General features: G+C 65.6%; 12 protein-coding genes. 7 read left to right on the top strand and 5 right to left on the bottom strand.

The window, feature by feature from the left end; all coding sequences use genetic code 11:
- Nucleotides 1–227 precede the first annotated feature (227 nt).
- Both ACSQ1X_RS05700 and ACSQ1X_RS05695 read left to right on the top strand, forming a co-directional pair.
- Nucleotides 228–1,217: a trypsin-like serine peptidase gene (locus ACSQ1X_RS05700; protein WP_436056984.1), complete on the top strand. Its 990-nt coding sequence runs from the start codon at nt 228–230 to the stop codon at nt 1,215–1,217.
- A 6-nt stretch (nt 1,218–1,223) separates the two neighbouring features.
- Entirely contained in the window at nt 1,224–1,424 is a 201-nt protein-coding gene (locus tag ACSQ1X_RS05695) for a hypothetical protein (RefSeq protein ID WP_436056983.1), read from the top strand.
- Nucleotides 1,425–1,536: 112 nt separating this feature from the next.
- On the opposite strand, the gene purH is transcribed toward ACSQ1X_RS05695, so the two are convergent.
- Nucleotides 1,537–3,207 (bottom strand): bifunctional phosphoribosylaminoimidazolecarboxamide formyltransferase/IMP cyclohydrolase, encoded by a 1,671-nt coding sequence (gene purH, locus ACSQ1X_RS05690; protein ID WP_436056982.1) that lies wholly within the window; start codon nt 3,205–3,207, stop codon nt 1,537–1,539.
- A gap of 152 nt (nt 3,208–3,359) precedes the next feature.
- Between purH and ACSQ1X_RS05685 the strand changes: the two genes are divergently transcribed.
- The gene (locus ACSQ1X_RS05685) at nt 3,360–4,712 is read left to right on the top strand and encodes an MFS transporter (RefSeq protein WP_436056981.1); all 1,353 of its coding nucleotides are present in this window, start codon (nt 3,360–3,362) and stop codon (nt 4,710–4,712) included.
- A gap of 95 nt (nt 4,713–4,807) precedes the next feature.
- Here the strand turns inward: ACSQ1X_RS05685 and ACSQ1X_RS05680 are convergent, their stop codons facing one another.
- Together ACSQ1X_RS05680 and purN are read right to left on the bottom strand one after the other, a co-directional pair.
- Nucleotides 4,808–5,317, bottom strand: a complete 510-nt coding sequence (locus tag ACSQ1X_RS05680) for an endonuclease domain-containing protein (protein ID WP_436056980.1) — start codon at nt 5,315–5,317, stop codon at nt 4,808–4,810.
- Between the two features lie 571 nt (nt 5,318–5,888).
- Nucleotides 5,889–6,452, bottom strand: coding sequence for a phosphoribosylglycinamide formyltransferase (purN, locus tag ACSQ1X_RS05675; protein ID WP_436056979.1), 564 nt, complete (start codon nt 6,450–6,452; stop codon nt 5,889–5,891).
- 39 nt (nt 6,453–6,491) lie between these two features.
- On the opposite strand from purN, the gene ACSQ1X_RS05670 reads away from it, so the two are divergent.
- On the top strand, nt 6,492–6,923 hold the full coding sequence (locus tag ACSQ1X_RS05670) for a hypothetical protein (protein WP_055804261.1): 432 nt from the start codon (nt 6,492–6,494) through the stop codon (nt 6,921–6,923).
- Nucleotides 6,924–6,957: 34 nt separating this feature from the next.
- Here the strand turns inward: ACSQ1X_RS05670 and ACSQ1X_RS05665 are convergent, their stop codons facing one another.
- Both ACSQ1X_RS05665 and ACSQ1X_RS05660 read right to left on the bottom strand, forming a co-directional pair.
- A complete protein-coding gene (locus ACSQ1X_RS05665; RefSeq protein ID WP_436056978.1) occupies nt 6,958–8,274 on the bottom strand; it encodes a cell division protein PerM in 1,317 nt (438 codons plus the stop codon).
- A gap of 62 nt (nt 8,275–8,336) precedes the next feature.
- A complete protein-coding gene (locus ACSQ1X_RS05660; RefSeq protein WP_436056977.1) occupies nt 8,337–8,942 on the bottom strand; it encodes a hypothetical protein in 606 nt (201 codons plus the stop codon).
- Nucleotides 8,943–9,067: 125 nt separating this feature from the next.
- Here ACSQ1X_RS05660 and ACSQ1X_RS05655 point away from each other — a divergent pair, with 125 nt between their 5' ends.
- The 3 genes from ACSQ1X_RS05655 to ACSQ1X_RS05645 all read left to right on the top strand — a co-directional run bounded on the left by ACSQ1X_RS05655 (nt 9,068) and on the right by ACSQ1X_RS05645 (nt 11,957).
- Nucleotides 9,068–9,529: a DUF4383 domain-containing protein gene (locus ACSQ1X_RS05655; protein WP_055804268.1), complete on the top strand. Its 462-nt coding sequence runs from the start codon at nt 9,068–9,070 to the stop codon at nt 9,527–9,529.
- A gap of 324 nt (nt 9,530–9,853) precedes the next feature.
- On the top strand, nt 9,854–10,453 hold the full coding sequence (locus ACSQ1X_RS05650; protein ID WP_436056976.1) for a helix-turn-helix domain-containing protein: 600 nt from the start codon (nt 9,854–9,856) through the stop codon (nt 10,451–10,453).
- 163 nt (nt 10,454–10,616) lie between these two features.
- Nucleotides 10,617–11,957, top strand: a complete 1,341-nt coding sequence (locus ACSQ1X_RS05645; RefSeq protein ID WP_436056975.1) for an MFS transporter — start codon at nt 10,617–10,619, stop codon at nt 11,955–11,957.
- Nucleotides 11,958–11,961: the final 4 nt, after the last annotated feature.

The raw sequence follows: 11,961 nt of genomic DNA, 5'->3' as shown, positions 1-11,961 counted from the left end.
ACTTACCCGAGCAGGGCGCGTCGGCGCCCATCGTGGCGTTCAGCGACGCGTAGCATGCCCCCGACGGTCGCACTGGCCGGCTCGCGGAGAGACGGGAACCACATCCCACCAGGCACAATACGAAACTTGAGTATCTATTTACAACAATTGTCACAGTGGGTAGGTTGATCTCCACCAGCGGCGGCCACCACCTGAGGCCGGCGCAAACTTTTCTGTTGAGGACACCCATGACGAAATCGAAGTCTCTGGCCACCAGCCTCCTGAGCCTGTCCGCCGCCGCCCTGCTTGCCGTCAGTGCAGCTGCCGGAGCAACTGCCGCGCCTGCATCCCCGCAGGCCCCGTCTCCCCAGGACGGCGGGCAGGTTGCCAGCCAGTCAGTGGACAGCACAAGTGCCGCCAACTACTGGACCGCTGACCGCATGCGTGCCGCGGTCCCCGGCGACGTGCTCGCCAGCAAAGCGCTGCAGCGCGGTAACGCCTCCCCGGCCGCCGCCGTGGAAAAGGGTTCCAGCACCAAGATTGCCGGCAAGGCAGGCAACGGCAAACCCGCGCCCCTGCACGCCGACGAGAGTCCGGTGTCCCACATCGGCAAGGTCTTCTTCACCCTGGGCGGCAGCAACTACGTCTGCTCCGGCAACTCGGTGGTGTCCACCAACAAGAGCACCGTGTCCACCGCCGGCCACTGCATCAACGAGGGCCCGGGCGCCTTCGCCACCAACTTCATCTTCGTCCCGGCCTACCTGGACGGCGCCGCCCCCTACGGCAAGTGGGCAGCCAAGGCCTTGTATGCCCCCACGCAGTGGAGCTCCGCGGGCGACATGCAGTACGACACGGGCTTCGCCGTGGTCTCACCGCTCAACGGCCAGAGCCTTGCCGACGTCGTTGGCGCTTCCGGTGTCCAGTTCAACGCAGCCCGCGGCCTGACATACAAGTCCTACGGCTACCCCGCAGCGGCGCCGTTCGACGGTTCGTCACTCGTTAGCTGCACCGGGCCGGCCAGCAACGACCCCTACAACCCGCAGTTCCAGTCCCAGGGCATCCCCTGCGACATGACCGGCGGATCCTCGGGCGGCCCGTGGTTCATCGGCACCAGCTCCGGCGGGTACCAGAACTCCATCAACAGCTACGGTTACGGCAGCCGGTCCCAGGTCATGTACGGACCGTACTGGGGCTCCGTCATCCAGCAGGCCTACTCGAGTGCATCGTCCGCCAACTGACAGCCCGTGACTACGGATAATGCCGCTTCGGAACACGAACCTTCGGATCACGGGTCCTCGAATGGCGACGCCGTGAGCCGCAGCGAGATCAGCCAGGCGCCGGAGGACATCCTCGCCTACTGGACGCCGGAGCGCTTGGCCGACGCGAAACCGCGCGAGGTCCGGCTCCCCCAAACTGAGGCTGACCACGAACCTGACGGGGACTAACTGAATAAACGACGACGGCGACCGTCCCCTCCCGGGGGCGGTCGCCGTCGTACGCGGTCAGGGTTTCAACAGGCTCAACCACCGGAGCCGGTGACCGGGTCTGTCCGTCTTCCTAGTGGAAGAAGTGCCGCGCACCCGTGAAGTACATGGTGATGCCGGCGGCGTTGGCCGCGGCGATGACCTCGTCGTCCCGGACGGAACCGCCGGGCTGGACCACGGCACGGACGCCGGCGTCGATCAGGATCTGCAGGCCGTCTGCGAACGGGAAGAAGGCGTCGGAAGCAGCCACCGCACCGCGGGCCCGCTCGGGAGCGCCGGACGCGTCTGCGTTCGAGGCACCGCCGGCACCCTCAACCTCGGACTCCACGGTCACACCGAGGGTGTTGGCGCGTTCCACGGCCAGCTTGCAGGAATCGAGCCGGTTGACCTGGCCCATGCCGATGCCTACAGCGGCGCCGTGGTTCGCCAGCAGGATGGCATTGGACTTGGCCGCGCGGCAGGCGGTCCAGGCGAACGCCAGGTCTGCCAGCGTTGCGTCGTCTGCGGCTTCGCCGGCCGCCAGGGTCCAGTTCGCAGGGTTGTCGCCCTCAGCGTCCACCTTGTCGGTGGCCTGCACCAGCATGCCGCCGGACACCTGGCGGAACTCCGTCGGGTAGCGGCCGTAGCCCTCGGGGAGTGCCAGCAGGCGGATGTTCTTCTTCTTGGAGAGGATCTCCACGGCTTCGTCCTCGAAGTCCGGGGCGATGACCACTTCGGTGAAGATGCCCGCCACGGTGCGAGCCATGCCGGCTGTGACCGTGCGGTTGGACGCGATGACGCCGCCGAACGCGGAGACGGGATCGCAGGCGTGGGCCTTGGCGTGGGCGTCGGCGATGGGGTCCGCCGCGTCAGCAGAGCCAACAGCCACGCCGCACGGGTTGGCGTGCTTGATGACGGCGACGGCGGGACCGGCGAAGTCGAACGCGGCGCGGAGGGCGGCGTCGGCGTCGACGTAGTTGTTGTAGCTCATGGCCTTGCCGTGCAGCTGGTCCGCCTGGGCGATGCCGGCCGGAGCAGCCCTGTCAACGTACAGTGCGGCCTGCTGATGCGGGTTTTCGCCGTAGCGGAGCACTTCGGAACGCTCCAGGGCCACGCCTGCGTAAGCGGGCCAGTCAATCACGCCGTCGCCGTCCTCGTCGAGGAACTGGCTGGCCGTCCAGGTGGCCACGGCGTTGTCGTAGCTGGCGGTGTGCGCGAAGGCCTTGGCGGCCAGGCGCTGGCGGGTCTTCAGGTCAAAACCGCCCTCGGCGGCGGCGCGGACAACATCGCCGTAGAAGTTCGGATCCGTGACGATCGTGACAGCAGCGTGGTTCTTCGCCGCGGAGCGCACCATTGCGGGCCCTCCGATGTCGATCTGCTCGACGACGTCGTCCTGCGCGGCACCGGACTTGACGGTATCCACGAACGGGTAGAGGTTCACAACGACGAGGTCGAACGCCTCAATCTCCATCTTGGCCAGCGTCTCCATGTGGGCGGGAACCCGGCGGTCGGCCAGGATGCCGCCGTGGACGCGGGGGTGGAGCGTCTTGACACGGCCGTCGAGCATTTCCGGGGAGCCGGTGACTTCCTCGACTTCCTGCACCGGGATGCCGGCGGCAGCGATCTTCTTCGCGGTGGACCCGGTGGAAACAATCTTGACGCCTGCTTCGTGCAGGCCCTTCGCGAGCTCCTCCAGACCGGTCTTGTCGTAGACCGAGATCAGGGCTCGGCGGATGGGAACACGGTCTAGCTGCGTAAAGCTCACAAAGGTCTCCGTCTTTTGACACGGTGGGTGCCGCGGTTGGTGGGGATGAGGCCAGTTTATCGCGTCCCGCCGGATGCCCTCCCTGCGTGCCGGTGTGTGAAGGCCGCGCGCAGACCCGCCACTGCGACGTAGAGTTTTCCCAGGAGGCCGAGATGAATACTTACACCACTGTGCCCAACGGCGAACAGGTGGTCCAGGAACTGCCGTGGCGGTGGAAGGTCCAGGGCCGGATCTTCCTGATCGGCGGCCTGGGTTTTATGTTCGATGCCTGGGATGTGACGCTCAACGGGATCCTCATTCCGCTGCTGTCCACCCACTGGGCGCTGTCCCCCGGCGACGCCGCGTGGATCGGAACGGCGAACCTGGTCGGCATGGCGCTGGGCGCGTTCGCCTGGGGCACCATCGCGGACACTATCGGACGCAAGAAGGCCTTCACCGCCACCTTGCTGATTTTCTCCCTCTTCACGGTGCTGGGTGCCTTCTCCCCCGATTTCATCTGGTTCTGCGTGTTCCGTTTCATGGCCGGTTTCGGCTTGGGCGGGTGCATTCCCGTGGACTACGCCCTGGTCGGTGAATTCACGCCGCGAAAGCAGCGCGGCAGGGTGCTCACGGCGATGGACGGCTGGTGGCCGGTGGGCGCCGCCCTGTGCGGCTTCGTCTCCGCCTGGCTCGTGGCCGCGTTCGCGGACTGGAGGCTGACCATGCTGGTGATGGTGCTGCCGGCCCTGCTGGTGTTCTGGGTGCGGCGCAGCGTGCCCGAGTCTCCGCTGTTCCTCATCCGCAAGGGCCGCCGCGACGAGGCCGCCAAGGTCATCGACGACCTGGTCAAGGCCACCGGCGCCGAGCCCCGCGCCTACAGCCTGCCTGAAGCACAGGATGCCCCGCGGCTCTCCGCCGGGAGCGCCTGGCTCCAGCTGGTCCGCGTCTGGCGTTTCAACTGGAAGATCACCGCGGCCGCCTGGTCCCTGTTCTTCAGCATCCTGCTGGTCTACTACCTGTCCCTGACGTGGATGCCGCGGATCCTCATCGGCGCCGGTTTCCAGGACTACAAGGCATTCCTCACGACGGCGTCCATGGCCGCCGTCGGGCTCCTGGGTGTGGTGGTGGCCGCAGTGCTGGTTGAGCGGGTGGGCCGCAAGTGGATCCTGGCAATTACCGGGCCGCTGTCGGCGCTGACGCTGGTGATCGTGGCATTCGTGGTGGACATCCCGTCGGCCGCTGTGTTCTGGCTGCTGGTGTTCGGCTTCATCGTGCAGGTGGCCATCCCGGTGCTGTACACGTACGTCTCCGAGCTGTACCCGACGGACCTGCGCGGCACGGGTTTCGGCTGGGCGTCCACGTTCTCCCGGCTGGGGGCAGGCTTCGGCCCGCTGATTTTCGCCTCCGTCCTGTGGCCGCAGCTGGGCCTGGCGACGTCGTTCGCGCTGGCCGGCGGCCTGGTCCTGCTGTCGGTGCTGTGGATGGCGTTCTTCTCCCCCGAGACCAAGCAGCGCACGCTGGCGTAAGCGGCCCATCCGCCAAGCAAGCCCCCCGCTCCCCCAACCCCAACTGACTGGCAGTTAACGTCGCGAAACGCGCTTTTCACGACGTTAACTGCCAGTCACTTGGGTACCCAGCCGCGGCTCACGAGTGCCGTACGGACCTTTGCCACCGCCGGCCGGGCATCGTTGACCATATGCCGCTTGGATATCCGGACAAGTGTCCACCCGCCACGGCTGAAATCCTCTTCACGGGCGATGTCCCGGATAATCTGCGCCGCCTCGGAATGCCCGTCGCCGTCATACTCCACCGCCACTTTGTGTTCCGGATAGGCGAGGTCCGGTTGACGCACGACGCCGGGACGCACCTCCGCGGGAACGTTCAGTTTGGGCTCCGGCAGGCCCGCGTTCTCCAAAGCCAGCCGCAGGCGGGTTTCCGGCGCCGAATCCGCTCCCACGCGCGCCTGTTCCAAAGCGAGCCGGGCTTTGCGGATGCCGGGAGTTCCCTTGTGCCGGTCCAGCATGTCCTCGAGTTCCTCCAGCGTGGCGTGCGGCTCCGTTCGGCCCTCGAATTCGGGCCGGGGAATCCTTAGCAGGTGGTCTGCCACAACGGTCAGTTCATTGATGCTCATCTTCCGTGAGCAATCCAGCCAGGTCCGTGCAGGGGTGGTAATCAACAAGCCTCCGAGGTTGATTACCTCGTCGGAAAAGAACTGCCCGACATGCCCCACCACGCCTCGGCGACGCGGAATAGCCATCGTGTCAGGACGCGAGATATGTATCCGCTCATCGTCCCGATTTGGGAGGTACCCCGGAAGCCCCCACAATACAAAAGCCGTGGTGTGCGAGGCCGCCGAGAACGGGGTCACCACCGTGTACGGCCTGACGAGCTTGAGCCGGTCGAGAGGCTCCCCGGTACTTGGGATGCGGACGCCGCGGCTTGGGACGCGCAGTTCACGGAACCTAAGACGCCCGGGAGTCACGCCGGCGTCGACAGCTTCGTAGACAGTGAAGGGTGCATCACCCAGCGGGGCGGGCAGTGGGTTCGGATCTCGCATTCCTCATGATTTCAAACGCCGGGCCCGCACTCAGGAGTTATCCACAGAACTGCGCACGATCACCCAACTGACTCGCAGATAACGTCGTGAAAACCGCGTTTCACGACGTTAAGTGCCAGTCAGTTGGGTGCGCACACGACAAGAATTAGGCGGCGGCGAGCTGCGCCAGGGTCGAGACCAGGAGCCTGCGCTCCACCACCTTGATGCGTTCGTGCAGGGTGTCCTCGGTGTCGTCGTCGCGGATGGCCACGGCTTCCTGGGCGATGATGGGGCCCGTGTCCACGCCGGCGTCCGCCCAGTGAACCGTGCAGCCCGTGACTTTGACGCCGTAGGCCATAGCGTCCCGGACACCGTGGGCTCCGGGGAAAGCAGGAAGCAGGGCCGGGTGCGTGTTGAGGTATTTGCCGCCGAACGCGTCGATGAACTCGGGGCTGACGATCCGCATGAAACCCGAGGAGACCACCACGTCCGGCTCATATGCGGCCACTGCTTCGGTCAGCGCCGAGTTCCAGTCCGCACGGTCGGCGTAGGCCTTGAAGTCCACCACGAAGGTCGGGATTCCGGCAGCGGCCGAACGCTCCACGCCGTAGGTCCCGGGCCGGTCCGCGCCGACGGCGGCTATCTCCACGTCCAGCTCGCCCGCCTTGACGGCGTCAATGACGGCCTGGAGGTTGGAGCCGGTACCGGACACGAGGACAACGATGCGCATGGCTCTAGCTTATGGGGCCGCTCGCGTAGGCTGGAAAACATGAACCCCCCGAAGGACCCCGCAGGTCCCCAGCAGGCCCGGCAACCCCTCACCGAGGCCGCGAAGACGTCGCTGCTGAAGACGCACAACCTGTTCCGTGCTTTTATCGTGGCCGTCCTTGGCGCCTTCTTCGTCTACCAGCTGGACGTCACCTACGTGTGGCTGACCGCCATCCTGACGGCAGCGAGCATCGTGCTCGGCGTCATGGTGCTGGTCCGGGCCATCAAGCTCAAGGAATCCAAGCTGGTCCTTTTCGGGACCATCTCGGGGCTGGTGGTGTCGGCGGTGATGGTGCTGCTGATCCTGGTTTCCGCGGTGTTCTTCAACCAGGTCCGCGACTTCCAGCAGTGCTCCCGCAGCGCACTGACCCAGCAGGCGCTGACCCAGTGCCAGACGCAGCTGCAGAAGTCCCTCCCCGCCCAGCTCCGCTGAGCCTAAAGAAAGTAACGCCCGACGGCGGCACCTCCTACGGCTTGGACACTTCCAGGTCCGCTTCACGCAGTTTCTGCTGGCGTTCCAGCCACGGTCCCGCCGCGTAGCCGATCACGACGCCGATGGCGACCTCGGCGGCCACCCACAGCGAGGTGCCCAACGGGTCCGGGCCGATGTCCGTGAGGCGGCCGATCCCGGCCGACCCGCGGGCCATCCAAGCCAGGCCTCCCGCCATCAGGCCCGCCGCGACGCCGATGATTGCTCCAAGGACGACGGTTGATGCCGATGCCGTGAACCAGCGGGAACGGACCTTGATGGACAGCCATTCGTCGAAGTGGTTTTCGCCTTCGCGCAGGAACCACCAGCCTGCCAGTGCACCGGCCAGGACCGGCACCACCAGCGCCACGAAGCCGTAATCCAGTGATCCGGAGGGTAGCGCGGCGAACACCGGGATGGACGGCAGCGGGCCAACGGCGGTTCCCAGCGGGCCGGCCTGCGAGCCGACGCCCAGGGCGAAGCCGGAGCCGGAGGTCCAGGCGAGCGCAAAGACGGCCAGGTTGGGGAGGAAGCCGAGTTGCGCGATGGTGAGCACGGCACCGCCCATTGCGCCGGCGTCGAGCCCTTCATACACGGCGATCACCAGGTCCCAGTGGATAAAGAGGTCCACCGCAAGCAGCGCGGCGGACATGGTGAAGGCAGCCATCAGCGCGACGAAGCCGGCTTTGACCGCGGAGCCGAGGTAGGAACCGGCCCAGCGGGAATGCTGGCTGGTCCGCGCGATCCAGTCCACCGCGTCGACGCCGATGAGCCGGCTCCAGGACCCCGCTTCGCGCCGGGCACCCACCACCATGCCCAGGCCGAACGGGACCAGCGGCATCAGCCCGGCGAACCAGAGGAAAATGGCGACGTCGTCGGTGCGGCACACGAAGCCAGTCGCCATCCCGAAGCCGGCATACACCAGCCAGGAACCCAGCAGGGCCTGCCACAGCTGGTCCGTGTACGAGGCCCGGGCCAGGCGCCGGCCCGCCCGCCACGCCAGCAGGAACGGGATGAGCGTCAGGCCCAGCGGGATCAGCGACAGCGTGCCCGATTCCGGCTGCGCCGCGGCTTCCCCCGCCACGGTCGTCAGATGCAGCGGCACGCCGTGGATCAGCAGCCAGGCCTGGCCGCCAAGCCGGGCCAGGGCGTCGAAGTTGTTGTTCTGGAATCCGGCCGTTGCCCACACGGCGACGATGGGCGCCAGCACCACCAGCGCGGAGATGACCGCTGCCTGCGCCGACTCGAGCGCCCCCTGCAGCCACAAGGGCATGGGAATGCCACGGTCTCCGGTCTGATCAGCGCGCAGTTTCATCGTGTTCCATGGTGTCACGGGAGGCGCCCCGGGCACGTGTGCGACAGGCTCAAAGCCCGGAGTTACCAGAGCTCGTAGTTGTCCGTGCTGATCATGAAGCCGTGGCCCGTCCGAAGATGCGCGCAGGTCATGGCGCCCGGCGCCCGTTCGCACACCATGTTGCCCAGCCGCACCGTCTCGCCGTCCTGGATCCACGGCCCGGGAAACTCCGGTCCGGCCACTTCCTCCGCCTCCATCGGGGACGTTCCGTTGCCGCACAACCCGTACTGGGCGCCGCCGTCGAGCGTCACCACCGCATACCCGCCGCGGTACTCGCTGACCCCTGTGCATTGGCCCTTGATGTCACCGGGCCGGGGCGGGACGTCCGTGAGCAGGTGGCAGGCAGCAGCATCGGCGCTGATGGAACACTGCATGTCCTTGCCGGCCGACTGCACCACCACCGGCAGCGGCGCCGCCCACGGCTGCGCGTTCACCTTGGGCAGGAGCTGCTCGGCCCTGTTGAGGGGGCCGGGGTTGAGGGGGCCGGGGTTGAGGTGCCCGGGTTCGCCCATCCTCAGTATCCCGATAGCAGGCGCTGTCCCGGCCGGCACGGCCACGCTGCAGCCGGCGGCGGAGATAAGCACGACGACGGCCAGCAGGGTTCGGAGGGTCGGTGTTACAAGGCTCATGGTCCTGCCAGTTCAGCAGAACGGGACCGTCCTGTCGCTGGGCAGAACTCCCCATCCCCCAGCGCTTTTTTCGTTACTGAGCCGTAAAATTGGATTGTCCGCAATCAGTGGTTGGAGGCAGAAAAATGACTACCGCATCGCCACATGCACATGGCGTTCACTTCGGGCGTACCGACGTCCAGAACGTTGGCATGGGTGTAGGTATTGTCCTGATGTTGGCGGGTGTCCTGGCGTTTATCCCGGGCATTACCCAGCAGTACAGCGAACTAAGGTTCTTGGGGCCTGATTCGCACGCCATGTTCCTCAACCTGTTCCAGGTATCCATGCTGCTGAACATTGTGCAGCTGGTCATCGGTGCAACAGGCTGGGCAATGTCCCGCAATGGAATGGGCGCCCGGAACTTCCTTATGGGCTTTGGCGCGCTGTACATCGTCCTCAGCATCTTCGGGCTCAGTGTCGGAGTGGGATCGGCGGCCAATTTCCTGTCGCTGAACACGCTGGATAGCTGGACCCTCATGGTGCTGGGTGTGGTGATGATTGGCGCCGGCTGGATCCTCTCAAGGCATCTGGCCGAGGACCGCAGGTAGCCCGGATCGCGTAGCCGGGACATAAGGAGCCGCTAATGAGGAACGCTTCATAGCAATCTGAATGTTTTAACCACCGGTTGGTGCAGTTGCCCTGCGTAGGCGCAGGCGGCTGCACCAGCTTTTTGCTTTAAAGGGCACGCCGGCGGGCGGCCGGACGGCGGGCGGAAGAGCACGACGGCGGGCGGCCGGGGCGGGATCGCGGGCAGCAGCGGCCCGGAATCTGCACTCCTGTAAAGATTTTCACTTTAATCAAGAAGAAATCGTTGACTCGCTAAAAATCTTCACTATAGTTGTGTGAGTTAGCTCACCAACGAAGGAAGCGCGATGACCACCGAGACACCCGCCCCACCGGCCACCAGCGAACTTCTGGCGACCGTCGGAAACAAGGTGCGCTCCATGCGGAAGGCCAAAGGCATGACCCTGGCCCAGCTCTCGGACATCACCGGCCTCAGCCAGGCAATCGTCAGCCAGATCGAACGCGGCTTGGCCAACCCTTCCTTCACCACGCTGGCACAGCTGGCCCACGGATTGGACGTCCCCGTAGGGAGGTTCTTCATTGGCCAAAATGAATCCAAGTCCCCCGTCGTTCGAAAGTCGGACCGACGCAACCTGAAAAACGTGACCCGCGAGTCGGTGGGCGAAGCAATTCACGAACTGCTGACCCCCAACCGCGACGGAAACATCGAAGCGCAGTGGATCAGCACGCCCCCGGGGCATGACACCAGCGGCACACCCTTCACCCACAGCGGTGAGGAGTTCTGCTACATCATCTCGGGCCGCAAGGACGTCTTCCTGGACGGCGTCTGCTACAGCCTTGAGGAGGGCGACTCCATCACGTACTCCTCGGAGATCCCGCACTGGTACAAGAACAGCTACGAAGAGGTATGCGTAGCCATCTGGGTCAACGCACCACACGCGTGGTAGCACTGCCGTCCCCAACCGGCACCTGCGTTATCCCCTAACTGTCCGGACACGAACCGTGGCCGCAGACACTCCTTGCATCCTTCGCATGAAGCGCCTTTTCCAACAGGCGTTCCTGCGTCATACCCTCCCACGCCCATTGCGGCGTAAGCGTAAGGACACTTCCATGCTCGAAACACAAACGGCAGACCCCCAAGGGACGGACAACGCCGTCACGTCCCCCTCCCCCTCATCCCGCACCAAACACGAAAAATTCACCCCCGAGGTCCGCAAGGGCCTGCTGGGCCTCGGCCTCGGCAACGCCCTCGAGTGGTACGACTGGATGGTCTTCGGCCTCCTCTCTGCCTTCATCGGGCCCAATTTCTTCCCCAATACCGATCCGCTCTCCGCCACCTTGAACGCGCTGGCCGTGTTCGCCGTCGGGTTCGCCTTCCGTCCGCTGGGCGGCATCCTGCTCGGCACCCTGGCCGACCGCGTGGGCCGCCGCCGGGTCATGCTGCTGTCCATCATGCTCATGGCAGGCACCACGCTGATCATCGCCGTCACCCCGAGCTACCAGCAGATCGGCGCGTGGGCCGGCGTCATCCTGCTGGTCTGCCGCGTGCTGCAGGGCATTTCCACAGGCATCGAAGCCCCGCTTTCCACGTCCCATGCCCTGGAGCTGGCGCCCGAGGGCCGCGAAGGTTATGTCGCCGGCCTGATGAGCTTCTACGTGAACATCGGCATACTGCTGGCCTCACTGATCAGCTTCCTGTGCAGCCTGGTCCTGGGCGGTGCCGTCATGGCCGAGTGGGGCTGGCGCGTGCCGTTCATCGTCGGCGCCCTCTTCGGTTTCGTGGTCCTCTACCTCCGCCGTTCGCTCCCGGAAACCCTCAAGGCCGAGGAAATGGCCAGCAACACTCCCCGCGCCGTCTGGTCCGGAGTCCGCAAGCACTGGCTCTCCGTGCTGGCCATCATCTTTGTCGTCGGCGCAGCACAGGCCTACAACTACGCCTGGAACGTTGGCCTTCCCAGCGCTGCCCGCAGCGGGTTCAAGGAAGACCCCACCGCCGTCTTCGCCCTCACCACGGTCCTGGGCGTCATCCTGGTGGCTGGCAGCTGGATCATCGGCAAGCTGACCGACGGCAAGTCGATGTCCCGCTGGTTCCTCATCACCCGCATCCTGGCGATCCCGTCGGTGTTCCTCATGCTCTTCTACGTCCAGCCGGGCATCGGCGGCTTCGCGGCAGTCCTGCTGGGCGGCTCCATCGTCCTGGTGCTGAACATGACCCTCTACAACGTGGTCAGCTCCTCCCTGATGCCCAAGAACATCCGCGGCACGGGCGTAGCCCTGGGCTATGGAATCGGCGTCGCGCTCTTCGGCGGCACCGCCTCCTACCTGCTGGTCTGGTTCCAATCCCTGAACCTCAGCTGGATCTTCCCGGTCTACGTGGCCGTCCTGTCCATCCTCAGCATCGTTTTCTACCTCGCCGCCCGCCGCTCCAACGGCATCTTCGTCGGAAAGTAAGGAC

It is taken from the genome of Arthrobacter sp. LjRoot78, assembly GCF_964254335.1.
GTDB lineage: Bacteria > Actinomycetota > Actinomycetes > Actinomycetales > Micrococcaceae > Arthrobacter.
Note: the sequence above shows the minus strand (reverse complement) of the source record. Positions and strands in the feature narration are given on the sequence as shown.